Source organism: Streptomyces sp. NPDC003034, assembly GCF_053591375.1.
The window spans coordinates 209,549-235,722 of the sequence record NZ_JBSFTS010000004.1; the positions used below are offsets into that span (position 1 = coordinate 209,549).

The 26,174-nt window shown below is 71.7% G+C and carries 24 protein-coding genes, 1 tRNA gene and 1 pseudogene; 12 read left to right on the plus strand and 14 right to left on the minus strand.

Annotated features, from left to right (window positions below; translation table 11 throughout):
- Positions 1 to 45: 45 nt before the first annotated feature.
- Positions 46 to 369, plus strand: a complete 324-nt coding sequence (locus ACWDX7_RS07360) for an antibiotic biosynthesis monooxygenase family protein (RefSeq protein WP_451491086.1) — start codon at positions 46 to 48, stop codon at positions 367 to 369.
- An 822-nt stretch (positions 370 to 1,191) separates the two neighbouring features.
- On the opposite strand, the gene ACWDX7_RS07365 is transcribed toward ACWDX7_RS07360, so the two are convergent.
- Positions 1,192 to 1,587, minus strand: a complete 396-nt coding sequence (locus ACWDX7_RS07365) for a nuclear transport factor 2 family protein (protein ID WP_451491085.1) — start codon at positions 1,585 to 1,587, stop codon at positions 1,192 to 1,194.
- A 104-nt stretch (positions 1,588 to 1,691) separates the two neighbouring features.
- Here ACWDX7_RS07365 and ACWDX7_RS07370 point away from each other — a divergent pair, with 104 nt between their 5' ends.
- Entirely contained in the window at positions 1,692 to 2,225 is a 534-nt protein-coding gene (locus ACWDX7_RS07370; RefSeq protein WP_451491084.1) for a GNAT family N-acetyltransferase, read from the plus strand.
- 203 nt (positions 2,226 to 2,428) lie between these two features.
- On the opposite strand, the gene ACWDX7_RS07375 is transcribed toward ACWDX7_RS07370, so the two are convergent.
- On the minus strand, positions 2,429 to 4,525 hold the full coding sequence (locus tag ACWDX7_RS07375; protein WP_451491083.1) for an MFS transporter: 2,097 nt from the start codon (positions 4,523 to 4,525) through the stop codon (positions 2,429 to 2,431).
- A 978-nt stretch (positions 4,526 to 5,503) separates the two neighbouring features.
- On the opposite strand from ACWDX7_RS07375, the gene ACWDX7_RS07380 reads away from it, so the two are divergent.
- A complete protein-coding gene (locus ACWDX7_RS07380) occupies positions 5,504 to 5,677 on the plus strand; it encodes a peptidoglycan-binding domain-containing protein (protein ID WP_451491082.1) in 174 nt (57 codons plus the stop codon).
- 131 nt (positions 5,678 to 5,808) lie between these two features.
- Positions 5,809 to 6,501, plus strand: coding sequence for an HAD-IA family hydrolase (locus ACWDX7_RS07385; protein ID WP_451491081.1), 693 nt, complete (start codon positions 5,809 to 5,811; stop codon positions 6,499 to 6,501).
- A 90-nt stretch (positions 6,502 to 6,591) separates the two neighbouring features.
- Here ACWDX7_RS07385 and ACWDX7_RS07390 read toward each other — a convergent pair.
- Both ACWDX7_RS07390 and ACWDX7_RS07395 read right to left on the minus strand, forming a co-directional pair.
- A pseudogene (locus tag ACWDX7_RS07390) lies at positions 6,592 to 6,943 on the minus strand (MerR family transcriptional regulator).
- On the minus strand, positions 6,940 to 7,521 hold the full coding sequence (locus tag ACWDX7_RS07395; protein ID WP_451491080.1) for a TMEM165/GDT1 family protein: 582 nt from the start codon (positions 7,519 to 7,521) through the stop codon (positions 6,940 to 6,942). Before ACWDX7_RS07395 ends, ACWDX7_RS07390 begins: the two are co-directional and overlap by 4 nt.
- A gap of 534 nt (positions 7,522 to 8,055) precedes the next feature.
- On the opposite strand from ACWDX7_RS07395, the gene ACWDX7_RS07400 reads away from it, so the two are divergent.
- The 4 genes from ACWDX7_RS07400 (at position 8,056) to ACWDX7_RS07415 (ending at position 12,173) form a co-directional block, all read left to right on the plus strand.
- The gene (locus ACWDX7_RS07400) at positions 8,056 to 8,718 is read left to right on the plus strand and encodes an HNH endonuclease family protein (protein ID WP_451491079.1); all 663 of its coding nucleotides are present in this window, start codon (positions 8,056 to 8,058) and stop codon (positions 8,716 to 8,718) included.
- A 121-nt stretch (positions 8,719 to 8,839) separates the two neighbouring features.
- Positions 8,840 to 10,501, plus strand: coding sequence for an alkaline phosphatase D family protein (locus ACWDX7_RS07405; protein WP_451491078.1), 1,662 nt, complete (start codon positions 8,840 to 8,842; stop codon positions 10,499 to 10,501).
- Between the two features lie 350 nt (positions 10,502 to 10,851).
- Complete coding sequence (locus ACWDX7_RS07410) at positions 10,852 to 11,484, plus strand: DedA family protein (RefSeq protein ID WP_451491077.1); 633 nt, start codon at positions 10,852 to 10,854, stop codon at positions 11,482 to 11,484.
- Between the two features lie 182 nt (positions 11,485 to 11,666).
- Entirely contained in the window at positions 11,667 to 12,173 is a 507-nt protein-coding gene (locus tag ACWDX7_RS07415) for a hypothetical protein (protein WP_451491076.1), read from the plus strand.
- 37 nt (positions 12,174 to 12,210) lie between these two features.
- Here ACWDX7_RS07415 and ACWDX7_RS07420 read toward each other — a convergent pair whose 3' ends face one another.
- The 3 genes from ACWDX7_RS07420 to ACWDX7_RS07430 all read right to left on the minus strand — a co-directional run bounded on the left by ACWDX7_RS07420 (position 12,211) and on the right by ACWDX7_RS07430 (position 13,408).
- Entirely contained in the window at positions 12,211 to 12,438 is a 228-nt protein-coding gene (locus tag ACWDX7_RS07420; RefSeq protein ID WP_451491075.1) for a DUF2277 domain-containing protein, read from the minus strand.
- A gap of 15 nt (positions 12,439 to 12,453) precedes the next feature.
- A complete protein-coding gene (locus tag ACWDX7_RS07425) occupies positions 12,454 to 13,095 on the minus strand; it encodes a TRADD-N-associated membrane domain-containing protein (protein ID WP_451491074.1) in 642 nt (213 codons plus the stop codon).
- 238 nt (positions 13,096 to 13,333) lie between these two features.
- Positions 13,334 to 13,408, minus strand: a tRNA-Val gene (locus tag ACWDX7_RS07430).
- Positions 13,409 to 13,513: 105 nt separating this feature from the next.
- Here ACWDX7_RS07430 and ACWDX7_RS07435 point away from each other — a divergent pair.
- The 3 genes from ACWDX7_RS07435 to ACWDX7_RS07445 all read left to right on the plus strand — a co-directional run bounded on the left by ACWDX7_RS07435 (position 13,514) and on the right by ACWDX7_RS07445 (position 16,817).
- Positions 13,514 to 14,758, plus strand: coding sequence for a hypothetical protein (locus ACWDX7_RS07435; RefSeq protein WP_451491073.1), 1,245 nt, complete (start codon positions 13,514 to 13,516; stop codon positions 14,756 to 14,758).
- Between the two features lie 432 nt (positions 14,759 to 15,190).
- Complete coding sequence (locus tag ACWDX7_RS07440; RefSeq protein WP_451491072.1) at positions 15,191 to 15,412, plus strand: FmdB family zinc ribbon protein; 222 nt, start codon at positions 15,191 to 15,193, stop codon at positions 15,410 to 15,412.
- A 178-nt stretch (positions 15,413 to 15,590) separates the two neighbouring features.
- Positions 15,591 to 16,817, plus strand: coding sequence for a GDSL-type esterase/lipase family protein (locus tag ACWDX7_RS07445; RefSeq protein ID WP_451491071.1), 1,227 nt, complete (start codon positions 15,591 to 15,593; stop codon positions 16,815 to 16,817).
- 108 nt (positions 16,818 to 16,925) lie between these two features.
- Here ACWDX7_RS07445 and ACWDX7_RS07450 read toward each other — a convergent pair whose 3' ends face one another.
- From ACWDX7_RS07450 to ACWDX7_RS07465, 4 genes are all read right to left on the minus strand, one after another.
- A complete protein-coding gene (locus tag ACWDX7_RS07450) occupies positions 16,926 to 17,585 on the minus strand; it encodes an O-methyltransferase (protein ID WP_451491070.1) in 660 nt (219 codons plus the stop codon).
- Positions 17,582 to 18,415, minus strand: coding sequence for an HAD family hydrolase (locus ACWDX7_RS07455; protein ID WP_451491069.1), 834 nt, complete (start codon positions 18,413 to 18,415; stop codon positions 17,582 to 17,584). The genes ACWDX7_RS07450 and ACWDX7_RS07455 overlap by 4 nt, the downstream gene beginning before the upstream one ends.
- Positions 18,412 to 20,988, minus strand: coding sequence for a phosphoribosyltransferase (locus ACWDX7_RS07460; protein WP_451491200.1), 2,577 nt, complete (start codon positions 20,986 to 20,988; stop codon positions 18,412 to 18,414). Before ACWDX7_RS07460 ends, ACWDX7_RS07455 begins: the two co-directional genes overlap by 4 nt.
- Positions 20,989 to 21,089: 101 nt before the next feature.
- Positions 21,090 to 22,256: an HpcH/HpaI aldolase/citrate lyase family protein gene (locus tag ACWDX7_RS07465; RefSeq protein ID WP_451491068.1), complete on the minus strand. Its 1,167-nt coding sequence runs from the start codon at positions 22,254 to 22,256 to the stop codon at positions 21,090 to 21,092.
- A 194-nt stretch (positions 22,257 to 22,450) separates the two neighbouring features.
- On the opposite strand from ACWDX7_RS07465, the gene ACWDX7_RS07470 reads away from it, so the two are divergent.
- On the plus strand, positions 22,451 to 23,254 hold the full coding sequence (locus tag ACWDX7_RS07470; RefSeq protein WP_451491199.1) for a TerD family protein: 804 nt from the start codon (positions 22,451 to 22,453) through the stop codon (positions 23,252 to 23,254).
- Between the two features lie 69 nt (positions 23,255 to 23,323).
- On the opposite strand, the gene ACWDX7_RS07475 is transcribed toward ACWDX7_RS07470, so the two are convergent.
- The 3 genes from ACWDX7_RS07475 to ACWDX7_RS07485 all read right to left on the minus strand — a co-directional run bounded on the left by ACWDX7_RS07475 (position 23,324) and on the right by ACWDX7_RS07485 (position 25,934).
- Positions 23,324 to 24,064, minus strand: coding sequence for a TerD family protein (locus ACWDX7_RS07475; RefSeq protein ID WP_451491067.1), 741 nt, complete (start codon positions 24,062 to 24,064; stop codon positions 23,324 to 23,326).
- A 129-nt stretch (positions 24,065 to 24,193) separates the two neighbouring features.
- A complete protein-coding gene (locus tag ACWDX7_RS07480; protein ID WP_451491066.1) occupies positions 24,194 to 25,333 on the minus strand; it encodes a DUF475 domain-containing protein in 1,140 nt (379 codons plus the stop codon).
- A gap of 25 nt (positions 25,334 to 25,358) precedes the next feature.
- Complete coding sequence (locus ACWDX7_RS07485) at positions 25,359 to 25,934, minus strand: TerD family protein (RefSeq protein ID WP_451491065.1); 576 nt, start codon at positions 25,932 to 25,934, stop codon at positions 25,359 to 25,361.
- Positions 25,935 to 26,174: the final 240 nt, after the last annotated feature.

Consider the following 26,174-nt stretch of genomic DNA (forward strand, 5'->3'; position numbering starts at 1 on the left):
TACCGGGACGACGATATCCCGCGTGCGATACCTAGGATGGCCCGCATGAGCATCGTGAAGATCAACGCACTGTCCGTGCCCGCCGAGCAGCGGGAGATCCTGGAGCAGCGCTTCGCCTCGCGGGCGGGGGCCGTGGAGGGTTCGGACGGGTTTGAGTGGTTCGAGCTGCTGCGCCCGGTCGAGGGCACCGACCAGTACCTCGTGTACACGAGGTGGCGTTCCGAGGAGGACTTCCAGGCGTGGATGGAGGGACCGATGAAGGCGGCCCACCAGGGCGGGGGCGGCGGCGACCGTCCGAAGCCCGCGGCGACCGGCTCGTCGGTGTGGTCGTTCGAGGTCGTACAGCAGGCGGCACCGAAGAAGCCCTGAGGCGATGGCCCCCTGAGCGCGGCGGGCCCGGGGCGAACCGCCCGGACCTGCCGCCCTCAGGCGGGCACGCGAATCGGCGCCGTCCCCGCCGGAGCACACCGCACCCACGTGACCAGCCCCTCGCTCCTGACGCTCGCCGGCTGCGCCGGGACCTCCGGAGCGCGGGATCAACGCAGAAGGCACGTGATCAGCGCCTCCCCTGCCGCCTGCGCGGAAGCGCCGGATCCACGCTGGGTCCTCGTGCTCGCCAGAGCGGCCGGATCTGCCGGATCTGCCGGATCAACGCAGATCCCTTGCCCCCTTTCTTTTCTTTCTCTGACGCCAGTTGGGCCCGCCCGGCTCAACCCGACCGAGCCGATCCCGGCCCAACTGGCCGCAGGCCAGCCGGGCCTGTGCCCGTACCGCCCCGGAGCGCCGAACCCCTGGCGCGCTCGCCGCATGCGCCGGATCGGCGCTTGATCAGGCGAATAGCCGGATCCGCGCCAGCCCGCCCGTGTTCGCCAGAGCTGCCGGATCTCGTCGGACCAGCCGAATCCGCCTGATCTGCTGATCAACCCAGGACCTTGCGCCGCTGCGTTTCCCTGACGCCCGTTGGGCCCGCCCGGCTCAACCCGGCCGAGCCGATCCCGGCGCAACTGGCCGGAGGCCAGCTGGGGCCGTGCCCGCGCCGTCTAACCGCCGCCCGGGGCTCCGCTTCCATCCGGCCGCACCGCCGGGCGCAACCTGCGCCGCAGGCCACCCCGGCCCAGCCGAGGGCGGCGTCGGCCGTGGTCACCGGCCCCCGCTCCGACAGGCCGCCCCCACTGGCCCCAGAGACGGCGCTCAAGCCCAGAAGGCGTCGATCTCGTCAATGTCCGCGGTGCACTGGTCGATATCGGTGATCTTGTGGCCGATGATGGTGATGAAGAGCCCTTCGCGGATCTCGATGCCACGGTCACCCCGGTCACCGCGCGACGTATGGACCGACATCACATGGCCGCGGCCGTCCGCGAGGACGGTCTCCAGGTGGACCTGGAAGGTGCCGTTCGTCTCCTCCGCGAGGCGTCGGTAGAGGCCGAGGACGGCTTCCCGCCCCTTGTGGTGCCCGGATACCGGGCTGCTGCCGGGCACGTGGTGGATGACGTCGGCCGTCATCATCGTGCTCAGCGTCTCCATGTCTCCCTTGCCGAAGGCTTCGTAGGCGCGGCGGATCAGGGCACAGTCCGGATGCTCCGACATGACGGTTCAACCCTCCGTGTGCGCGATTTGTCCTTTTCATATCATCAGCCCGCCATTGTGGATATTCCACGCGGGAGATGCGCCGCGAACTCCACAATGACGTCATGAACAGCAACGTGATCACCACCACCTCCACCCCTCCGACGACGGCCGGACCGGCCCGATGGGCCCTGGCACCCGAGCCCTTCACCAGCGCGGACGCCACCGCCCTGCGCCGCGCGTACTACGCGGAGGTAGCCGGCCGGTACTGGAAGCGCACGGTCAGTAAGGCGGAGATCGACCAGGGCCTGCTGGACTTCCCCGACGACGGGCTGGTGCCGCCGACCGGCGAGTTCGTGGTCGGGCGACTCGACGGCGTACCCATGGCGTGCGGCGGCATACGCCTGCTCGACCCCCTCACCGCCGAGCTCACCAAGGTGTACGTCGACCCGCGCGCCCGAGGTACCGGCGGCGGGCCGGCCCTGCTCGAAGCCTTGGAGGAGGCGGGCCGTGCGCTGGGCGCCGAGCGGGTCCGCCTGGACACCCGGTCGGATCTCGTGGAGGCCCGGATGCTGTATGCGCGCCAGGGGTATGCGGAGATACCCGCCTACAACTCCGGCCCCTACGCCCAGCACTGGTTCGAGAAGCGACTTGTCTGAGGCCTAAAGCAGAGCAGAGGGGTCCGAGCCGTCAGAGCCGTCAGAGCCGTCACGCGATGAGGGCCTGGACCTGCGCCTGCTGGCCGGGTGGAGGACCTCGCTTCAGGACGCCGCTTGCACGACGGCGCTTTAGGACGGCGCCTGAGGTCGGCGCTTGAGGGCGTAGCCCAGCGCTGGGGTCCTTGAGGGGAGCCTGGGCGGCCTCAGTGCGCGGTGCGTCCTCCCGAGTGTCGGGGCGGGGAGTGGTCCCAGCGCGGCGGGGCGTCATAGGGCTCCTCGGCGTCGGATCCGCACAGCTCCGCGTTGAGCTGGGCCACGAGCTCTACCAGGTCGGTCGGGCGGTCCGGCCCCCACCAGTCCCCGAGCAGTTCGGCGAGGGACTCCTGCCGGGCCGCGGCGAGCTTCACGGCGACCTCCCGCCCCTTGTCGGTCAGGACCAGCGCCAGCCCCTCGCGGACGGCGAGCCCGCGTTCCTCGACCTGGCGGGCGGCCTCCGTGATGGCCCTCAGCGGTACGACGGTGCGTTCGGCGAGCACCGCCGGCTCGGCGGAGCCGTACTTGTTGATCCGCAGCAGCAGCCAGCTGGCGGCGGGCAGCAGGTCGTAGCCGGCCTTCTCGGTGATCTTCTCGTACACCCGGCGCCGCCCCTCGCGGCTGCCGAGGACCGACAGCGCGCGGGCGACCTCTTCGCGTGAGGAACGGTGGACGGGATTGGCGGCGTAGGTCTCGGACGCATCGGGTGCGGTGACCGAGCCGCGGAGCTTGTCCTCCTTGAGGAACCAGGCGATCAGGAAGGCGAGGAGGACGACGGGCATGGCGTAGAGGAAGACGTCCGTGATGGCGGTGGCGTAGGCGTCGAGCACGCGGGGGCGCAGCTCGGCGGGAAGAGTGCCGATGGCCCGCGGGTCGGCCTCCAGCTGGGCGATGCCCGCGCCCGGCGGCAGCGGGACTCCCGCGAGGGCGGTGGCCAGCTTGTCGTCGAGCCGGTTGGTGAAGACCGTACCGAAGATCGCGACGCCGAAGGAGGCGCCGATGGAGCGGAAGAAGGTGGCACCGGAGGTGGCGACGCCCAGGTCGGCGTAGGAGACCGCGTTCTGGACCACCAGGACGAGTACCTGCATGACCAGACCGAGGCCCGCACCGAAGACGAAGAAGTAAGCGCTCATCTCCCAGGTGGAACTGGTGCGGTGCAGCTGGTGCAGGAGCAGCAGGCCGAGAGCCGTGACGGCGGTGCCGACGACCGGGAAGACCTTCCACCGGCCGGTGCGGCTGACGATCTGGCCGGAGGCCGTGGAAGAGATCAGCATGCCGGCCACCATCGGCAGCATGTGGACTCCGGACATCGTCGGCGAGACGCCCTGGACGACCTGGAGGAAGGTCGGCAGGTAGACCATCGCCCCGAACATCGAGAAACCGACGATGAAGCTGATCACCGAGCAGAGGGTGAAGGTCCGGACCCGGAACAGTTTGAGCGGCAGGACCGGCTCGGCGGCCTTCCCCTCCACGAAGACGAAAGCGAGGAGCAGTACGGCGCCGAGGACGGCGAGCCCGATGATCCGGCCCGAGCCCCAGCCCCAGGTGCCGCCCAGGGAGGCCACGAGCACCAGGCAGGTGGCGACGGAGGCGATGAGGAAGGTGCCCAGGTAGTCGATGGTGTGCTTCGAGGAGCGCACCGGGATGTGCAGGGCTGCGGCGATGACGACGAGCGCGAGGAGACCGATGGGGATGTTGATGTAGAAGACCCAGCGCCAGGACAGGTGGTCCACGAAGAGTCCGCCCAGCAGCGGGCCCAGCACGCTCGTCGCGCCGAAGACGGCGCCGAAGAGGCCCTGGTACTTGCCCCGTTCCCGGGGCGGGACGATGTCGCCGACGATAGCCATCGACAGCACCATCAGTCCGCCGCCGCCCAGGCCCTGGAGGGCGCGGAAGCCGATGAGCTGGGGCATGTCCTGGGCGAGCCCGCAGAGGGCCGAGCCGATGAGGAAGAGGACGATGGCGAACTGGAAGAGCTTCTTGCGCCCGTACTGGTCTCCGAGCTTGCCCCACAGGGGGGTGGCCGCAGTGGCGGCGAGCATGTAGGCGGTGACGACCCAGGACAGGTGCGCCATGCCGCCGAGGTCGCTGACGATGGTCGGCAGGGCGGTCGAGACGATGGTCTGGTCGAGTGCGGAGATCAGCAGGCCCAGCAGCAGGGCGCCGATGGAAACGAGTACCTCGCGGGAGGTGTGTTCACCGGTGGGGCCTGACTTGCGCGGGCCGGGGCCGGGGCCCTGGGCCTCCGTGGTCACATCCTGAGCCATCGACTCCTCCTCAGGCCGGATCAACATCTCCATCCTGAGCGGTGTGTCCGGATATGGCCTCCCGGGTGGGTTGGGAGGGGCCCGGCGGGTCTGCATAATCGCAGGCAATGCCCAGGGAGGGTTCCAGTGACCGGTGAGCAGTGTTCAGTGTGCGGCGCCGTCGGCGCCGGGTGTGAGTGCGCGCCGGGTGCGCGTTTCGAGCCCTTGCGCGTCCGCCCGTACGTGACGTTGTCCGACCCCGGTAACGCGGTCGGCCCGGCCGCTCCGCCCCCGGTGCCGGGCCTGACCTCCCCGGGCCCCGTCGCGGCTCCCGGCCAGGTTCCGGGCCACGGTCCTGCGGCTGCGGCTGCGACGGACGAGGGCACTCCGCCGTACGGCATATCCGTACCGCCGGTCCAGCCGTGGCCGGACGTCCCGGCGCACGGGGCGGGGCCGGACCAGACGGCCCAGCTACCGGCGTTCGCCCCGCAGGCCGCGGGCGGGGCCGCATGGACGCACGGAACGCACGAAACGAACATCGGAGGGGGAGGGGGCGGGGGTGGGGGCCCCGAGAAGCGGAACGGCAAGCAGACCGCCCGCCGGTGGCCGCTGCCGCTCTTGGCCGGTGCCGCCGCGGTAGTCGTCCTCGGCGGGACCGCCGTGGCGCTGTGGATGCTCCCGAGTTCCGCCGACACGGACGCCACCCTGTTGAACGCGAAACCGCCGACGGAGTCCATCGGCGGCGTGGCTCCGGCAGGGCCGTCGCAGAGCGCGTCCGCCACGGCGAGCCCGTCCCCCTCGGCCTCGGCCTCGGCTTCTCCCTCGCCCAGCGCATCCCCGTCGGCTTCGGCCTCCGCGTCTTCGACGCCGTCCGCCTCGCCGAGCGCGTCCCGCTCGTCGGCGCCGCCCTCCCCCAGCGCGAGGCCGAGTACGAGCCCCAGCTCCAGCCCGGCGCCGACGCAGCCGCCGACCCTGCGGCTCGGGGACACGGGCCCGGAGGTGGAGAAACTGCAGCGGCTGCTTGCCGCCCGGGGCCTGTACCAGGGCAGGTTCCACGGAAAGTTCGACTGGAGGGTGGAGGAGGCGGTGTCGACGTTCCAGTACAACAGCGGCATCGACTCGGAGGAGTGGGGCGTCTACGGACCGGTGACCCGCAAGGCCCTGGAGGGATAGGCCACACCCCCCGTGGTGGCGCGGACGACCCCGGTTTTGTATCGTGTAGAAACAAAGTGGTTCCGCCTTCACTCCCTGACCGGTGGGCGGAACCACTTGTTCTCTTTTCCCGCCCGTCTGGAGCCCCGCCGATGCCGGCCAGCACCACCACCGCCACCACCGCACCCGTCGTCCTCACCGCCAAGGCCCTCCTGCTGGACATGGACGGCACCCTCGTCAACTCCGACGCGGTGGTCGAGCGCTGCTGGCGCGACTGGGCGGTGTCCCACGGGCTGGATCCGCAGGAGGCTCTCAAGGTGGTCCACGGCCGCCAGGGCTACGCCACCATGGCCGTGCTCCTGCCGGACCGCCCCATGGAGGTGAACCACGCGGAGAACGCGGTGATGCTCGCCCGCGAGACCGCCGACACCGAGGGCGTGGTCGCGGTCGCGGGCGCCCCGGAGTTCATGGCGGCCATCGACGGCCTGCCCCACGCCCTGGTCACCTCCGCCGACGCGGTTCTGGCCGCGGTGCGGATGGACGCCGCTTGTCTGCGAATGCCCGAGGTACGGGTCACGGCGGAGTCCGTCCAGGCCAGCAAGCCGCATCCGGAGGGGTTCCTCAAGGGCGCCGCCGCGCTGGGCGTGGACCCCGCCGACTGCATCGTCTTCGAGGACTCGGCCGCCGGTATCGCCGCCGGTCAGGCGGCCGGCATGCGGGTGATCGGCGTGGGCCCCCGCGCCGCCGCCCACGCCCCCACGGCGTACGTCCCGGACCTGACGGTCCTGCGCGTCACCACCGACACCGACGGCTCGATCCGCCTCACGATCCAGCCCACCGCCTGAGAGCCCCCACGACTCCGCCGCCCCGGCCTGACAGCCGTACGCGTCACGGCGCACGCGCACGGGTCGCCCGACGCCGGACGGGGCACCTGCTCAGGCCAGTGGGTGACTCCGATCGCCGGTCTTCTCGCGGAGCGCGGCTGCCAGCCGGTCGCGGGCCTCGGTCTGGGCGGCGATCCGTTCGTTGAGGACCGCCAGCCGGTAAAGCGCGACCCGCAGGCCCTTCGGGGAGGGCGGTGCGGCGGTCACATCGCCGTCCAGGCACGGCAGGAACACGCGCACGTCGCCCAGGGTGAGCCCGGCGGCCAGCGGGTAACGGGTAACGGATGTTGCGGACCCGCACCGGAACCCGCTCGTCATGGACGCGGTAGCCCCGGACCCACTCTCGGTACCGGCGCGCGCCCTGCCCGGCCCTTCCGGTACTGCCGTCCGCCGGTGCGGTCAGCCCGTGATCGCCTCGTACAGCGAGAAGGCGGCCAGTGCCGCCATCACCGCGGCCGCGATCTTCGTGATCAGGCGCAGCGGCACGTACTTCATCAGGGTGCGTCCGCCCAGGATGCCGATGGCCGCGACCGACCACAGGGCCAGTACCGCGCCGATGCCGACGGAGACGGGGTCCTCGTACCGGGCGGCGAGGTTGGCGGTCATGATCTGGGTGAGGTCGCCGAACTCGGCGACCAGGATCAGCATGAAGCCGGCCCCGGAGACCTTCCAGAAGGACTGGTCGGCGGGCGCCTTGACCTCTTCGCCGCCGTCGTCCTTCTTCAGGAGCAGCATGGCCGCGCCCGCGAGGAAGAGGATGCCGACGACGGCCTGGACGAGCCGGTGCGGGAGCAGGGTCAGTACGCTGCCGGCGGCGATGGCGAGTGCGACGTGCACGGCGAAGGCGGCGGCGACGCCGGCGAAGACGTATGAGGCGCGATAGCGGGTGCCGAGCATCAGGCCGGCAAGGGCGGTCTTGTCGGGGAGTTCGGCGAGGAAGACGACGCCGAAGGCGATCGCCGTGACGCTGAAGCTGAACACGGGGTGAAACCTCGATCGGTCGGGCAGGACGCCAGCGGTACCGAGAGACCTGAGGTGTGTCAGGGGTCGCTTCGGCTCGGCGGCGTCCTGGCTTGCGTGTGCGCGCACAAAACGCGCCTACGCGTGAACAGGACACTGCGGCCGAAGGTCTCGCTGGCCGACCGCTGTCCGCGGCCTGCCTCCGGGCGCCGGCTGGTGTGACCCAGCAGTATGTCGACGGTCCGGCGAAGAGCTACTCCCCTTCTGCTCCGTACAGAATACGCGAGGCCCGCGGAGGCCCGAAATAGGCCCTTGGTCCCGGCTGGTCCGGGACGAATGCGACGCACGCGGCAGCCGACCGGGGCCCGCCCGACCCCTCTCCCTTCGGAATCCCAACTTCCGCTTAATCAAGGCCCCTTGCGGGGCTTGATGTGACGTGCTCATGTCGCCACGCTGTCACCTGGCGCCCATCCCCGCGAAACCTGGCGCCGACACCATGGCCGACGGCCCGCCGGGGCCGCACGGCCACATCCCCCCGCATCAAGGGAGCCACTCATGGCACTCACGGCGTTCATATCCACCGTCTACGCGCGTCGAATCGGCGTGCTCGCGTCAGCCGCAGCACTCGCCTCGCTCACCTCCCTCGTCAGCGCCCCGGCCGCTCAGGCCGCACCGCCGGCTCCGATCAGTGCCGCGGCCGCCCGCTCCTACCTGGCGACGGTCACACCGAGGGCGGAAGGCAGCAGCAGCGGCTACAGCCGCGACCTGTTCCCGCACTGGAGCACCGTCTCCGGCACGTGCAACACCCGCGAGAGCGTCCTCAAGCGGGACGGAGTGAACGTCGTCCAGGACTCCTCCTGCGCCGCGGTCAGCGGAAGCTGGTACTCGGAGTACGACGGGGCCACCTGGACGGCCGCCTCAGACCTGGACATCGACCACGTCGTCGCCCTCGCCGAGGCCTGGCGCTCCGGCGCCAACTCCTGGACCACCTCCAAGCGCCAGCAGTTCGCCAACGACCTGTCCCGCCCACAGCTCATCGCGGTCACCGACGACGTCAACCAGGCCAAGAGCGACCTCGATCCCGCCGAGTGGATGCCGTCGCGGACCGCCTACCGCTGCACCTACGCCCGGATGTGGGTCCACGTGAAGCAGTACTGGGGCCTGAGCATGGACTCCAGCGAGAAGACGGCCCTGGTGAACGTCCTGAACGGATGCTGAACGGATGCTGACCGGCTGCTGACCGGCTACTTGTCCGTCGATCTTTCCCCCGCCAGGGGGAGGCGCGGCTCCCCCGCCCCGTCGTACCGTGATCAAAGGGGCTACGAGGAGGGGGAGTCGCATGGCCGGATTGCGTCTGGGGCCACTGCTGCGCTACGTCGATTGGGACACGGGCGGTTCGGCCACCATATGGGTGGAGGCGGACCGGCCGTGCACCGCCGAGGTGCGGTGCGCCGACGGGGCGGGCGGCAGCGTGCGCACCTTCCAGATCGCCGGGCACCACTACGCGCTCGTGCCGGTGACCGGACTGACTCCGGGCGCGACGACGGCGTATGAGGTGCTGCTCGACGGCGTGCGGGTCTGGCCGCTGCTCGACAGCGGTTTCCCGCCGAGCACGATCAGCACACCCGCCGTGAAGGGCGCCGGCCGCCCCGGTCCCGACCTGCGCCTCACCTTCGGCTCCTGCCGTCAGGCGGCGCCGGTCGCCGGCCGGCGCGGGCCGCACGGCCCGGACGCGCTCGACACCCTCGCGGCGCGGCTCGCCGCCGAGCCGGAGGCGGTGCGTCCGGACGTCCTGCTGCTGCTCGGCGACCAGGTGTACGCGGACGCGCTGTCCCGGGAGACCCGGCAGTGGCTCGCCGCCCGGCGGGATCTGCGGGACCCTCCGGGGGCCCAGGTCGCGGACTACGAGGAGTACACCCGGCTCTATTACGAGTCCTGGCTGGATCCGGAGATCCGCTGGCTGCTGTCCACCGTGTCGAGCCTGCACATATTCGACGATCACGACGTCATCGACGACTGGAACACGAGCGCGGCGTGGCTGGCGGAGATGCGGGCGACGCCGTGGTGGCAGGAGCGCGTCCTGAGCGGGCTGATGTCCTACTGGGTGTACCAGCACCTGGGCAATCTCTCGCCCGCGGAGCTGGAGGCCGACGCGGTGTACGGGGCGGTCCGGGACACCCCGGACGGTACGGACGCGCTGCGCGCCTTCGCGGCCACGGCCGATGCCGATCCGTGCACCGTGCGCTGGAGCTACCGGCGCGACTTCGGCCGGGCGCGGCTGCTCATGGTGGACACCCGGGCGGCGCGGGTGCTGGCCGAGGACGGGCGGGCGATGCTCGACCCGGCGGAGCAGGAGTGGCTGAGGGAGAACGCGCTGGCGGGGCACGGGGGTTACGACCACCTGCTGATCGGGTCCTCGCTGCCGTGGCTGATGCCACCGCTGATCCACGACGCCGAGACGTGGAATGCGGCGATGTGCCGCGGAGAGAGGGGGCCGCGCTGGGCGCGCATCGGGGAGAATGTGCGCCGCCGCAGCGATCTGGAGCACTGGGCGGCGTTCCCGGCCTCCTTCGCCGCGCTCACTGACCTGATCGAGGAGGTGGGGACGGGGCCGCGGGCACCGGCGACGGTCTCCGTGCTCTCCGGGGACGTGCACCATGCGTATGTGGCCGAGCCTCGAATACCGAGTACGGCGCGGCTGTTCCAGCTGACGTGTTCGCCGGTGCACAACTCCATCCACACCGCGGTGAAGCTCGGTTTCCGGCTGGGCTGGTCACGGACGGGGCGGTGGCTGGGGCGCGGCTTCTCCCGGCACGGGCGGACGGGGCGGCCACCGCTCAGCTGGCGGCGTACGGGTGGGCCGTGGTTCGGGAACCAGCTGATGACGCTGACGCTGGCGGGCCGGACCGCCCGGCTGCGGCTGGACCAGGCGCGCAAGGAACGCAAGCGCGCGGCCCGGTTGGTGACCGTGCTGGACCGTGACCTCACCGGAGCGGAGTGACGTGCCGCGGCGTGGGTGACGCGGCGAAGCGCCGCGGTGGTGCGGCCAAGCGGTGCGGTGGTGCGGGGCCGAGGTGTGGCGCGGTGGTGGGAGGCGGCATGGCCGGGCGGCGCGGTGGTGGCAGGCGGCATGGCCGGGCGGCGCGGTGGGATGGCGCGGCACGGGGCGGACCTGATGCCTCGGGCTGGGCGGGGCAAGGGACCTGACACACCGTGGCCGGGGCGCGGCCCCGCGTGTCCGCGGTACGAACGCCGGGCGTACGCTGTATGGCTGTCAGCCGCTCCTGCCGCTCCCCGCGACGTCGCGGCGCTTCATGCCGCAGCACGTCAACCGGACTGGGGAGTCCCGCCTTGTTTGAGACTCTGGGGGCGCTGACCACGAGCCCATGGATCTACGCCGTGGTTGCGCTGTCCGTCGTGCTCGACGTCTTCCTGCCGGTGCTTCCGAGTGGGGTTCTCGTGATCACCGCTGCGGCGGCCGCGGCGGCCGCCGGGGCGGCCGGACCGGTGCCGGTTCCCGCCCAGGTGCCTGACATCCTGGCCCTGCTGGTGATCGCCACGACCGCTTCGGTGCTGGGTGACATGGCCGCGTACCGGCTGGCCCGGCGCGGTGGGGCCCGGCTGGACCGGGCCATCGCCCGGTCCCGTCGGCTGACGCGCGCCCAGGAACGCCTGGGCACCGCGCTGGCGCGCGGCGGTGGCGCCCTGGTGGTGATCGCCCGCTTCGCTCCGGCGGGCCGCTCGGTGGTGTCCCTGGGCGCGGGCAAGACGCACCGCAAGGTGACGGAGTTCCTGCCCTGGTCGGTGCTGGCGGGCATGGCCTGGGCCGGTTACAGCGTGGCCCTGGGCTATTTCGGCACCCAATGGCTCGGCACCCAGTGGCTCGGCACCGCCCTCTCCCTCGTCGCCCTCTTCGCCGCGGGCGCCCTGGCCGCCTACCTCATCCGCCGCCCCACCCCGGCAACGGCGGCCCCGGCCGCGTAACTGGCGGCGTAACCAGCGGCGTAACCGGCGGGCCCCCAGCCGGAGCAACGTGTCACCCGTTCACCCGGCCCCGATCGCCGCGGCCGCACCGGGCTCCTACCGTCACCACATGGTGCGCAACCGAATCCGCGTCACATCCGTGGCACGGCCGCGCCGTTTCGAGGAGCCCGAGGAGTCTCTCCATGCCGCACGCCATGCCGCACGCCGAGCCGCACGCCATGCAGCGCCGCCTCCTGACCGCCGCCGCCGCGACCCTGATCATCGCCGCCGCCACTCCCGCGACCCTCGCCTACGCCGGGCCCTCCGCCACCGTCTCCCCCAGCACCGTCGCCCCCGGCGGCCGAGTCAGCCTCAACGTCGTGGGCTGCGGCACCAAGACCGGCAGGGCCTCGTCCAGCGCCTTCGGTGACGTACGCCTGACTCCGGGCGATCTGGAGGCCACCAACCTCTTCGGCGCCGCCACCGTCTTGCGCAACGCCACCCCGGGCACCCACCGCGTCACCTTCGAGTGCGGCGGCCCCGGCGGCCAGCGCGTCACCGTCTCCCTGAACGTCACCCCGGGCGGCGCGCGCGGCGGTACGGGTGGCAGCGTCGGTTCGATGAACACCGGTCAGATCGCGGTAGGCGGCACCCTCGTCGCGGCCTCGCTCGGCGCCGGGGTGTGGCTGCTGCGCCGCCGCTCCGCCTGACGACTGGCGACCGCCGATCCGGCGAGCCGTCCGGCGGTCATGCGGCGGGCTCGGCCTGCCCCCGTACGCGCACTCCGTCGAGCAGCATCCGGGTGGCCTCGGCGACGGAGTCCACGGCCGCCTCGAACACCTCGCGGTTGTGCGCGGCGGGCACGCGGAACCCGGAGACCTTCCGTACGTACTGCAGGGCCGCGGCGCGGATCTCCTCCTCCGTGGCCTTCTCGGGGATGGCGGGCGGGCGCAGGGTCTTAATGGAACGGCACATACTCCTACTATCGCGCTACCCGGGCAGCTCGGCCCCGGACAGTTTCATGATCAGCCCGGCCTGGAGCCGGGCCCGCAGCACCGGGTCCCCGACCTCGTCCAGCAGCCGGATGGCCTGCTGCGTCGTCTCGGCGGCCCGCCGGTCGTCGCGCAGTGAGGCGGTCTGGTCGGCCATGTGCTTGAGCGCGATGTCGGCCCGCCGGTGGAACAGCTGCCCGACCAGGGCCACGACCAGTCCCACCGAACAGGTGACGACCCCCAGATACAGGTCTCCGCTGCTCTCGGCCTTCCATACGGCGAGCCCCACGCCGAAGAGGAGGATGGCCGCCCCGAGGCCGGCGAATATCTGGCTGGTCGCGAAACTGCTCCGCGCCTGGGTCAGCCCGTAGGCGTAGTACTCCACGAGGAGCGGCGTGAATTCGTCCCGCCGGTCGAGCTGTTCCGCCGTCGGCCGGATGCCGCCGACGTCCGCGTACTTCGGATCCGACGAGTGCGCCGCGGGCGCCGCGGACTTCGCAGGCTCAGCGACCTGCGCGAGCAGCCGCGCCCGCGCCTCGGCCCGTCTCCGCTCGAACGCGGCCCCGGCAGCCCGTTCCATCACCACCACAGCCGCGACCAGCACCGCGACCACCCCACCCGACAGGAGCCACTCGCCCATGCACCCGACGATCCCACGCCGATCGTCGCCGCGGACCTCGCGGACCGAATCCAGAGCGGGGAAGACCTGAAAGATCCCCGCATGAGCGAGTTGTCCGCGCGGCCGGGCGAGGGACGAGCCTCGCGCCCGCAAGAAGAAGCGGAAGAGGAAGTCCAACCACGGCGCCAACAACCCCTGGGCCGACCCCAGCGACCCACGCGGAAGACCCCCCGCCATGATCGGCGGGGGGTCTTCGTGCTGGTGGGCGTGGACGGTTTCGAACCGCCGACATCTGCTTTGTAAGAGCAGCGCTCTACCCCTGAGCTACACACCCGTGGATGAGTGGACAGCCTACATGGGGGGCACACCCCCCGCGCAAACCCGTTCCGGTGGGGGAGAATGGACCGGGGCATGGCGGACGCGGTACGGGAGAGGCATTGTGACAACGGCATCCCGGCGTTGGTTCGGTGGGCGGGACGAGAGTCGGCGGGCGGATGCGCAGGCGGCGAAGGATGCCGCCGCCGCGGCGTTCTACGAGTTGGACACCGCGCAAAGGGATCTGCGGATCTCGGTCGAGACCATCGCCGCGGCGGACGGATCGCCCGCCGCGCGGCAGGTGGGGGCGGGCTTCACCGCGCTGGGGCAGCGGATCGATCAGGTCAGCCACGTGTACATCGAGGCGGTCGACGCGCACGATCTGGACCGCCCCGAGCTGGACGCGTCGGTCGCCGCGCGGGCCGCCCAGCAGCTGACCCGGGCACGGGACGAGCTCGTACGGGTCAAGGGGGAGCTGGACCGCTTCGCGCAGGGGCTGCAGCCGTTGCTGGACAAGGCCGAGACCCAGCTCGCACGGGTGGCCCCGGCGCGGGAGCGGGCCAAGGCCGCGCTACTGGCGGCGAGTGACGCGTTGGACGCCGTACGGGCCGACGGGATGCGGGCCGATGACCTGGCCGCCCGGCTGGCGGCCCTGGGGCCGGAGCTGACCAAGCTGAACCAGGGGGCCGGGCTGCACGGAGTCCAGGCGACCGTGCAGCGCGCGGACCGGATTCTGCGGGACGCCGAGGCCATACGGGTGGAGGCGGTCCGGCTGCCGGAGCGGGCCGCGGAGATCGACCGGCGGCTGGTGAGCCTGCGGACGCGGGCGCAGGCGCTGCGCAACCGGGCGGACCGGGTGGATCCGGTCCTCAGTGAGCTGCGCCGGCGTTTCCGGGCGGCGTGCTGGCAGGACCTCCAGCAGGTTCCTGACCAGGCCGTACGGGGGATCGCGCAGGCCGAGGAGAGGCTACGGGAGGCTGCCCGGGCACGCGAGGAGCAGCGCTGGGCCGATGTGGGGACCCTGATCGAGGGGGTACGGGCTGCGCTGGACGCCACCGACGAGGCGGTGTCGGCGGCGCAGGACCGGCTGACGCGGCTGGATGCGGTGGCGCGGAATCCGCGGGCGGAGGCGGACCGGACGCGGTTCGCGATCCGGGACGCGCAGCGGCTGGCGATGGCCGGCCGCAGTGTGCCGGATCCGCGGCATGCGCGGCCGCTGGACGAGGCGGTCGCGCGCATGGACCGCGCGTTGGCCGGGCTGGAGGCGCGCCACCCGGACTACTGGGCGTTCCTCCAGGAGATGGCGGGCGTCCGGGCGGCGGTGAACCGGGTGGTGACCGATATCCGCGAACAGCTCGGGCACGGCTGACTCGGCTGGGGCCCCGATCGCTCGGTTCCGCCACGGCCGCCTCCGCCCCGGTACGGCACTCCGCTCGGCCCCGGCTCACTCTGCTCCGGCACCGCCCCCTCCCCTCCGGCACGCTCATTCCGCCCCGGCACCGGCCGACTCCGCTCAGGCCCGGCTCACTCGGCGCGGGCGCAACCGACTGCACTCCCTCGAATCCGGCAGCGCTCGCTCCGCTCGGCCGCGGTGACTTGTCCCGGTTCACGGCGGCGCGTACGGGGGGCCCGCCCGCCGACCGCAGACAAGGAGCCCGGGGCAAGGTCCCGCAGGCGCACCGAGCAGGAGGAGCGCCCGCCGGGGCAGCGCCCGCAGGAGGCGCCCCGGTAGGAGGGCTGCGCGGGTGGTGTCACCCGGCCGGGGATGTGCCCGGCCGATTCGGCGGCTTAGCCTGTGCGCATGCCTCGTTATGAATTCCGCTGCCGGATCTGCGACGACACCTTTGAGATCAGCCGGCCCATGGCCGAGTCCTCCGCGCCCGCGGACTGCCCCTCGGGGCACGCCGACACCGTCAAGCTCTTGTCCGCCGTCGCCGTGGGCGGCACCAGCAGCGCGCCCGCGCCGGCCATGCGAGCCGGCGGCGGGGGCGGGGGCTGCTGCGGTGGAGGCGGCTGCGGCTAGAAGGCGGCCGCCCAGCAGCTCCCGCGGCCAAGGCCCCCGGCGCCAGCCAGCCAGCCAGTCGGCCGGCCAAACAGGAATGAGCGGACGGCCGTAGGCCGACGCCGTGCCATGGGCGGGCGCCCGGCCCACGGCCGGAAACCATGGGGCCGATCACCCCACCGCCCTGCAGAATGCACCCATGACCGAAGCGCTCGACGACGCCCCCGGCGCCCCCGCGGCTGCCCGGGCGGCGCACTGGATCACCACCCCCCTCACCGCCGATCTCCTGCGCGGCGCCCTGGACCTGGAGCGCACCGAACACGGCGTGCTGCCGCACCGGCTGCCCGCCCGGGCCCGCGCGCAGTGCGCCGACGGGCAGCTGGCGATGGTGGAGGCGCAGCCCTCCGGCGTGCGGCTGGTGTTCCGCACCCGGGCCACCGCCGTGGAAGTGGACGCGCTGCGCACCAAGAACGCCTACCTGGGCGCCCCGCCCCGGCCCGACGGCGTGTACGACCTGCTCGTCGACGGCCGGCTGGCCGGCCAGGCCAGTGTGACCGGCGGCAACGTCCTGACGATCGACATGGCCACCGGAACCGCGGAAACCCGCCCCGGCCCGGTGGGCACCGTCCGGTTCTCGGGTCTCTCCGACCACGTCAAGGACGTCGAGATCTGGCTGCCGTACAACGAGATCACCCAGCTCGTCGCCCTGCGCACCGATGCCCCCGTCGAGCCCATGCCGCAGGGGCAGCGCAAGCAGTGGCTGCACCACGGCAGTTCCATCAGCCACGGCTCCGACGCGGCGAGCCCCAGCACGACCTGGCCCGCGCTGGCCGGCTCCCTCGGCGGCGTGGAACTGACCAACCTGGGCCTGAGCGGCAGCGCCCTGCTCGACCCGTTCACCGCCCGCGCGCTGCGCGACACCCCCGCCGACCTGATCAGCATCAAGATCGGCATCAACCTCGTCAACACCGACCTGATGCGCCTGCGCGCCTTCGGCCCCGCGGTGCACGGCTTCCTCGACACCGTCCGCGAGGGCCACCCCACCACCCCGCTCCTGGTCGTCTCCCCCATCCTGTGCCCCATCCACGAGGACACGCCCGGCCCCAGCGCGCCGGACTTCAGCGCCCTCAGCGCGGGCAGGCTCCGGTTCCTCGCCGCGGGCGACCCGGCGGAGCGGGCCGGCGGGAAGCTGACGCTGGGCGTGATCCGGGACGAGCTGGCCCGCATCGTGGCGCAGCGGGCAGCCGAGGACCCGAACCTGCACTACCTCGACGGCCGCGAGCTGTACGGGGAGCAGGACTTCGCCGAACTGCCGCTGCCCGACCAGCTCCACCCGGACGCCGCCACACACCGACGCATGGGCGAGCGCTTCGCGGCCCTGGCCTTCGGGTCCGGCGGCCCGTTCGCCGCCGCCGCGCGTGCCTGAAAGGCCCTTGCCGCACCGGCTCGGCAGCGCCTTCGACAGCCGGCGCCATGACCGCTCGGACCGGGGCGGGGCAGCCGCCCCACCCCGGTCATACGCGGGCCAGCCCCGCTAGCGCTTGCGCGAGAGCGTCAGCCCGTCGGAGATCGCCAGGAGGACGGATTCCATGCGGGAATCCGCCGAGACGTGGTCGTTGAAGGCGCGGACGCCCGCCGCCGCACCCGTGGCGGATTCGTCGAGCACCGTGCCGTGGAAGAGCGTGTTGTCCGTGACGATCAGGCCGCCCTGGCGCATCCTCGGCACCAGCTCCTCCCAGTAGGCGATCTGGCTCTCCTTGTCCGCGTCCACGTACGCCATGTCGATGTGCGCTTCGGCCGGCATCGCCCGCAGGGTCTCCAGGGCCGGCGCGATGCGCAGGTCGATGCGGTCGGCGACGCCCGCCTCCTTCCAGGCCTCCTGGCCGTACGCCGTCCACTCCCGCGAGACGTCGCAGGCGATGAGGCGGCCGTCGGCCGGCAGTGCCTGGGCCATCGACAGGGTGGAGAAGCCGGTGAAGGTGCCCACCTCCACGATGTGGCGGGCGCCGGTCAGCCGGACCAGGAAGGCGAGCAGGGGCCCCTGTTCCTCCGCCGACTGCATCCCGGCGACGTCCGGGAACTTCTCGTACGTCGTCGCCACCAGCCCCCGCTGCACCTCGTCCAGCGGGGGGTTGTGGGCGAGCATGTACTGGTAGAGCTCATCAGTGATCTTGGTGCTGTTGCCTTTGGTCATGACGTCAGTGTGCCGAGTCGACTGCCCACCTCGCGGGCGAACGCCCGAACGATTTCCTCTCCGGCGAGGACTCCCGCCGTGGGCAGGGCCGTCACCGTCGGCGCCGTCCAGAGCGCGTCGGCCAGCTCGCCGTGGCCCGGGCGCCAGCCCGCGTCCGCCGCCAGCAGCAGGTCCGCATCCAGGAGCGAGTCCCCCGCGGCGAGGGTCGCGGTGGCCCCGGTACGCCGGGCCACTTCGCGCATCGCCGCGCTCTTGGTCAGCGGGCGCGGAACGGCGTAGACCTTGCGGCCCTGGAGCGAGACCGCCCAGCCGCGCGCCTCGCACCACTGCGCCAGGGACTTCAGCCATTCGTCGGGGAGCAGCGCGCGTTCCACGACCAGGTACGCGAAGAGGTCCTCCGCCAGCCGCGCCTTGCGCAGCCACGCCGGGTCGGCCGTCGCCAGCAGATGGGCGTACACCTCCTCCAGCGGGGCGCACTCCTGTGCGAGCCGCGCGGCGACCTGGCGCCGCCAGTCCCGGTCCGGCACCCCGTGCACGAGCAGCTGACCGCCGTTGGCGCAGATCGCGTACGGGATGGGAGCGCCGGGGAAGCGGATCCGCTGGTACTGCTTGCGGGTCCGCGTCGTCGTGGGGACGAAGACGACTCCCGGCTCCGCCGTCAGCTCCGCCAGCAGTCCCGCCGCCGTCTCCGTCATGTAGGACAGCGGCTTGCTCTCGTGGACCTCGACGCACAGCAGCCGCGGGGCCACCGGGTCGGGCATGGTCAGGCCGAGAGCGGCCGCCGAGTAGATGAGCGTACGGTCGAGATCACTGGCTACCAGGACAGTCACTTCGAGGCCACAGCCTTTCCGTCGGCGCCGGTCGCGCCGCGTGTGAATCGGGGATGGATGAGTCCTACGCACGTGTACGGCAGCCCGTCGACCTCTTCCACCGGGACCCCGCGCTGCTCGGCGAGGAGGCGTACGTGGTCCAGGTCCGCCCCGGCCCCGCGCTGGGCCAGGATCTTCCACGGCACCCGGCGCAGCAGCACGCGGGTGGTCTCGCCGACGCCCGGCTTGACCAGGTTCACGTCGTGGATGCCGTACTCCTCGCTGATCCGCTCCACCGCCGCCCAGCCCTCCCAGGTGGGTGTGCGGTCGGCCGCGAGCAGTTCCTTGACTTCGGCGTCGACTGCGTCGGCCACCTCGTCGAAGCGGGCCGCGACGGTGTCGATGAAGTCGACGGAGACATCGGCCGCGGCCAGCTCGCGGTAGTACTTCGCGCCGTGGAAATCGGCGGGACCGACCAGGTCGGACCTCAGAACCGTACGGGAGATCAGACCGGAGACGGTGGAATTGAGGCAGGCGGAGGGGATCAGGAAGTCCTCGCGGGTGCCGTACGTCGGCACGCACGAACCCGGGTCGGCCAGGACGACGATCTCCGGGTCGAAGCCGGGGAACTCGCCGAGCGCGGCCTTCAGTTCGCGCGTGATGGCGCCCTTGCCGGTCCAGCCGTCCACGAAGACGACGTCGGCCGGGTCGTGGTGGGCGGCGAGCCAGCGCAGGGCGTTGGAGTCGATGCCGCGGCCGCGCACGATGGAGACGGCGTAGTGCGGCAGGTCCAGGCCGTGCCGGGCCCGGGCCCAGCGGCGCATCAGCACGCCGACGGGGGTGCCGGCCCGGGCCAGGGAGACCAGGACGGGCGCCGGGGAGCGCTCGGCGAGGACGGTCTCGGTGACGGTGCCGACGGCCCGCGCGATGCGGGTGGCGGATGCGGTCAGGGCGCTCTGATAGAGCTCCTGGTACTGCGGGGACGGCTGGTACTCGACGGGCAGCGACTCGGCGTAGTGGGCGCCGCCCGCCTGGATGGCCTCCTCGCGCTCCTCCGTCGGGGCCTCCAGCTCCACGTCGGAGAAGTCCTGGAGCAGCCAGCCGACGTCCTCGGCGGCGTACGAGGAGAAGGCGGGGCCGCGCAGGGGCTCGGGCATGGTCGGCTCCTGCCGGTCTGAGGTGTACGGGTCTGCCGGGTACGGGTCTGCCGGGGCTGCGGTCGGCAGGTCCGAGGCGGTGCGCGGGGGGACGTACGAGGGGACGTACGAGGGGATCACGGCGAGCAGGACGCGGCCGGTGTGCGGGGCGAGGGCCGCCAGCAGACCCGTACGCAGCGCGGGGGTGTCCCCGGCCGAGTCGACCACGGCGACGACGGCGTCGAAGCCGGCGCCCGCGACGTTGTAGGCGTACCGGTCCCCGGGCCCGTCGGCGGGGGCGTCGTGGGCGGGGAAGACCAGCCGGGTGCGGATGGCGTAGCCGGGGTCGTCCACGGCGAGCACCGGCGAACGGGTGGTGGTCGAGAAGCGGACCTCGCGGGCCGCACCCGCCTCCTGAAGTGCCTTCGCGAGGCGCAGCGGCGCGTACATCAGCTCCTCGTTACCCAGTACGAGGATCCGTCCGGGCTCCGCGCCCAGCGCTCCGGCGAGGTGGCGGGCCATGGCGGGCAGCGCCTCCTCCAGCGCTGTGCGGTGGGCCGGGGTGAAGCCGTGCCGGGCCCCGTCGGGGACGCCGGGGGGCCAGTGGAGCTCGACCCTCCGCCAGGCGCCGTCGCTGTTGCCGTCGCTGTTGCCGTCGCCGTCGCCGTCCGGCAGCGGGTCCGGGGTGGCGTGCACACCGTCCACCGCCGCGGCCGGGGCGGGCCGGGGCGGGCGCATGTCCTCGTACCGCTCGACCAGGGCCCGGCCCTTGGCCAGTACGCCGTCCGGCAGGGACACGGTGCCGCGGGCCAGGGCGATCAGGTCCACCCGCGCGCCGAGCTCGGCGGCGAAGGCGGTGAGCCGGTCCCGGTCGGCCGGGGAGCGCATGTCGACCAGGGCGACCACCACGTAGTGGGAGCGGGGGTGGCGTGCGTGCAGGTCGCGGATGGTGTTGAGGACGGTGTTGCCGGTGGAGAACTCGTCGTCCACGAGCACCAGCGGCCCGCTGCCGGCCAGCAGGGCCGGGTCCTCGGGCAGCAGCAGGTGGGAGGTGGCGTGCGAGTGCGCTTCCTCGAAGCCGCCGGCGGGCTCGACGCCCGTCACGGGCCGGCGGGTGGAGTGCAGGTAGGGGGCCGGGCCCAGGCCGTCGGCCACGCAGTGGCCGAGCCCGGTGGCGGTCTCCGCGTAGCCGACGACGACCGCACGGGCCGCCGCGTCCTCGCCGAGCAGATCCCGGACCCGCCGGCCGAGTCCGTACCCGGCCGTGTACACGGTCTCCGGGGACTGCGGGACGTGCTTGCCCAGCACCTGCGAGACCAGCAGGTGAGCCCGCTTGGGGTTGCGCCGCAGCGCCAGCCCGAGCAGCTCGGCAAGCCGTGGTGATCCCGGCTCGGCGGTCTCCCGCAGGCTCACGCCCAGCCGGTCCGCGACCCAGGTTCCCGACCACACTTCTTCGATCGTCTTGCCTTTCCTCGTTGTCCCGTGACTCTCGCCCGTCCCGCAGGCCCCGACAGCCCCCGGGCCCTCAGTCGGCCCGCCCTCGCCCTGCCCGGACACGCTCACACCTGCAGCCCGGCCGTGAGCAGGTCGACGAAGCCGACCTCCTCCTTCGCCACGCCGAAGACCTCGGCGCGCAGCATGGTGCGCTCCGCCCAGGCGCGGTGGGGCTTCACCTCGTTCATCTTGTTCGTGTAGGCGGAACGCATTACTCCGCCGCCGCCCCGCTCGGGGCGCAGGATGTCCTGAGCGTCGCTGAACTCCTCGTGGGAGACCACCGACAGCGCGTGGACGGGGGTGACGTGGGCCGGGTGGATGCACGTCTTGCCCAGCAGCCCGTTGGCCCGGTCGAGTTCGATCTCGCGCAGCAGGCCGTCCAGGTCGTGCTCGATCAGCGCGGTGCGCAGCTCTTCCACGCCCTCCTCCAGGAAGGGGCTGCGGCGCAGCTGCGGTTTGAAGAGGCGCTGCTGGCTGCGGAAGTACTCCCACACCGGTCCGGTCACGGTGAAGCCGGTGCCGTCGGCGCGGCTCAGGACGTTGACGACGTCCGCGATCACCCCGGCCACGATCTGGACGTCGTAGGCGGTCATGTCGGGGGTGCGCCGCAGGCCGTACGCCGAGCAGAAGTCGGTCACGCCCAGCCGCAGCGCGAGCACCCGCTCGCGGTGGCTGTTGACGGTGCGGGAGATGCCGGCGAGGGCTTCGACGCGGGTTTCGAGATGGAGGAGGTCGGGGGTCTCCAGGACCGGCATGGCGTACAGGCGGGGCTGCCCGCTCGCCGCCTCGGCATCGGCGACGGCGTCGAGGAAGGCGGTACCGCGGCTTTCGTTGAACTTGGGCAGTACGAATCCGGCCAGTCGCCCCGCGGAGCCGCCGAGGCGCTTGACGAGGTCGGGTATCTGCTCGGGCGTACGGATGCGGATGAACAGCAGCGGGAGCTCGTCCACGTCCTCCCGGAGCTCGGCGAACTGCCGGACGAGGTTCTCCTCGGCGCCGGTGACATCGCCGTCGCTGATGGAATCCTCCAGGCAGAGGACCATGGAGACGACCCCGCGCCCGGCTTGCTTGCGGATGTCCGCGGCGAGCTGGGGGCGGGTGGCGGGGCTGTACAGCGTGGCACCCAGGGCGGCGGCGAGGGTGCGGGCCGGTGAGGCAGCGGTGAATTCGGCCGGCTCCTGGTGGAAGAGGCCCTTACGGACAGTGGGCGATATGTGCCCGAAGTGACGCATGTGCTTCCCCCGTACTGCCTCGACGGCCCAACTGGCGTGGCCGGTAATAGTACGTACGAATGAGAGTCAAGAGTTCCTCAAGCACATGAAGTTCAGGTAACCCTCCTGCACCATGCCCAGGTCTTCCGTTCGAGACAAGGCCCTACGGGGGGCCGCATTGTCCCGCTCCGCCCCGGGAGGGCAGGATGACCGGCATGACGCACGCGATGCAGAAGGGCTCCAACATCCCGGTGACCGCCGTGGCGGTCCGGGCGGTGCTGCGCTGGACCGGCGGACCCCAGGTGCCGGACGTGGACGCCTCCGCGCTGCTCGTCGGCCCGGACGGCCGGGTGCGTTCGGATGAGGACTTCGTCTTCTACAACCAGCCCCGCCACCCCTCGGGGGCCGTATGGCGCCTGGGCAAGAAGCAGCTCGGCGATTCCGTCACCGACGCCGTCCAGGCCGACCTGCGCGCCGTGACCCCGGCGGTGGACCGGATCCTGGTCGTCGCCTCCGCCGAGGACGTCCCCTTCGAGCACGTCCGCGACCTGCGGATCCTGCTGTACGACGCCACCGCGAGCGGCGGCTCCGAACCGCTGGCCCACTTCGACGTGCGGCCCGAGACCGGCGCCGAGACGGCGCTGATCTGCGGGGAGCTGTACCGCCGGGGCGAGGGGTGGAAGTTCCGCGCGCTCGGTGAGGGCTACTCCGACGGGCTGGTGGGGCTGGCCACCGACCACGGGATCTCGGTGGACGAGAACGCCCCCGAGCCCGCCGCCAGTCCCGAGGCGGGACCCACCGCCGAGCAGACGGCGGCGATGAGCGCGCCGCAGCCCCGGCCCGCGCCGGTCCCGTCGACACCCGTCCAGCCCGCGCCGGCGCCGCCCACGCAGGCGCCGCCGGCCGAGCCGCCGGCGTACGGGTACCCGCAGCCGGTGTCCCCCGCCCCGGTGCCCGGACCGGGCGGCGACCCGGCCTTCCGGCTACCGGTGCAGGGCCCGCAGTTCATCCGCCGCTGAGGCCTCATCGACCGCTGATGCCTCAGCCACCGCTGACGCCCGGGCCGGGCCCCGCCCGGCGGGCGGGCGTCAGGCCTTGGTGCTCTTGTAGCCGCGCCCCCACTGGAGTCCCCAGCCGTAGAGCCGGTCCAGCTCGGCCTGGAACCCGTACACGAACTTCACCTCGCGCCGCACGAGCAGCTCGCCCTTGACCTTCTCCAGGGAGACGACCGCGCAGGAACGGGCCTCCGGGTGCCGCTCATCCAGCGCGACCTCGATGCGCGGCCCGGAGCTCGGGTAGAGGGTGACCAGGGCGTGGGTGCGGTCGAAGGCCGGGGTCTGGTCGTAGATGTAGACGAAGAGCAGCAGCCTTTTTATCTCGTCGGCGTGATCGAGGTTGACGTAGAGGGTCTCCCCCGAGCCCGATCCGAACCTGTCGTCGCCGCTGAGCTTGACGTACGGCGGGTCGTTGATGTCCCCCAGGAGATTGCCGAGCGGCTGTACGGCGCCCCGGGTGCCGTCGGTGAGCTCGTAGAGGCAGCCGAGGTCGAGGTCGACATTGACCACGCCCTGGGTGTGCGCCTGCACCATGTCGGGTTTGAAGAGCTTGAACGGGTGCCGGAAGAGCTGGCCGCTCTGGCCGGAACGGCCGCCGAAGTCCGAGGTCCGCATGCGCCACGACAGATTGACGCGCAGGTTGCCGTGGACCGCTCCCTGCTTGGTGAGCGACACCGTCGGGCGTCGTTTGGTCAGCTCGATCGAGTTCGACGAGGCGCTGCCGGACTGGAACTGTGAGGCGCGAGCGCCCCTGAGCCCGTCGAAGAAAGCCATGCCCCAACCCCCCAGGTCGGTTCCCGCACCGGATGTGCGGCGGGGCGGCCGCGCGGTCCTGAAGGATCCGCGCGGCCGCCCCGCCGAGTGAATGGTCCCGCCTGAGAGTATTTCGCGGTCGGGGCCCGGTTACACCCCGGCCTTGACCTCCGCCGGCTCTCCGCCGTTGCCGCCCTCGGCGGCCAGTCGCTTGTTGCGGCGCACCGAGGACCAGAAGGACCACCCGATCAGCACCACGCCGATGAGGCCGGTGATGAGCTCGTTGATCTCGTACTGGATGGTGACGAGCAGGAGGATGGCGAGCGCGCCGATGGCGTAGTGCGCGCCGTGCTCCAGGTAGACGTAGTCGTCGAGGGTTCCCTGGCGGACCAGGTAGACCGTCAGGGACCGGACGTACATGGCACCGACACCGAGACCAATGGCCATGATCACGATGTCGTTGGTGACGGCGAAGGCGCCGATGACCCCGTCGAAGGAGAACGAGGCGTCGAGGACTTCGAGGTAGAGGAACATGAAGAACGCGGCCTTGCCGGCCATGGCGACGGCCGAGACCGGCTTGCCGCTCTTCCTCGCCACTTCCTCGGCCTCGTGTTCGGCCTCCTCCTCTTCCTCCAGCTTGTGCTCGAAGAAGCCGGAGAGGCCGCCGACGACCATGTAGGTGATCAGACCGAGGATTCCGGAGATGAGGACGGTCTGCGCCTTGTCCACGTGCGTCCCGCCGTGCTGGTGGGCGTGGGTGGCGAAGGTCATGGAGGTGATGAGCAGGACGATCAGCGCGATGCACGCCGACAGCATGTCGATCTTGCCGAGCTTGGCGAGCGGACGCTCCAGCCACGTGAGCCACTTGATGTCACGGTCCTCGAAAATGAAGTCGAGGAAGATCATCAGCAGGAACATGCCGCCGAAGGCCGCGATGGACGGGTGAGCGTCCGTGACCAGCTGCTTGTACATGTCCTTGTCGGTCATGGCCAGCTCGACGGCCTCGATCGGTCCGATCTTCGCGCTGATCGCGACGATCACGACGGGGAAGACCAGTCGCATGCCGAACACGGCGATGAGCACGCCGATGGTGAGGAAGATCTTCTGCCAGAAGGCATTCATCCTCTTCAGGATTCCGGCGTTGACCACCGCGTTGTCGAAAGACAGCGAGATCTCCAGGATGCACAGGATCGCCACGATTCCGAAGGCGGTCCACCCCCCGTAGAACACCGCTGCGACCAGACCGAGCGCAGTGACTGCGAACGACCAGCCGAAGGTTTTGAGAACCACTGGCACCCCATCGTGTTGTACGGCTTTACGAAACGTTGACCCCGAAGTCTAGAGCGATGCCCCTGAGACCCGACGCGTACCCCTGCCCCACCGCGCGGAACTTCCACTCGCCCCCGTACCGGTAGACCTCGCCGAAGATCATCGCGGTCTCGTTGGAGGCGTCCTCGGAGAGGTCGTAGCGCGCCAGTTCCTGACCGTCCGCCTGGTTCACCACGCGGATGAAGGCATTGCTGACCTGGCCGAAGCTCTGCCGGCGGGCGTCCGCCTCGTGGATCGAGACCGGGAACACGATCTTGTCCACATGGGCCGGCACCTTGGTGAGGTCGATGATGATCGACTCGTCGTCGCCGTCCCCCTCGCCGGTGAGGTTGTCGCCCGTGTGCTCGACGGAGCCGTCGGGGCTCGTCAGGTTGTTGTAGAAGACGAAGTACTCGTCCCCGAGCACCCGGCCGCTGTTGCACAGCAGCGCGCTGGCATCGAGGTCGAAGTCGGCTCCCGTGGTCGAGCGTGCGTCCCATCCCAGCCCGATCAGAACCCGGGTCAGGTTCGGTGCGGCCTTGGAGAGGGAGACATTGCCCCCCTTGGCGAGTGTGACGCCCATGTTGTGGTCCTCCCCGGACGACGGTGTGACGGATGTGGCGGACGCGCCGCGTGCGGCGCCGCCCGCCGGTGGAGCGGGTCAAGCAGGTCCAACGGGTCAAACGGTCGAGCAGGTCCAGCCGGTTAAGCGGGTCCAGCCGGTCAATCGGATGAAGCGGGTAGAGATCAAGCGATCAAGCGCGTAAAGCCAGTCCGGCGCCGTACACACTGTGCACGGCGCCGGACGGGTGAACTGCTCTCG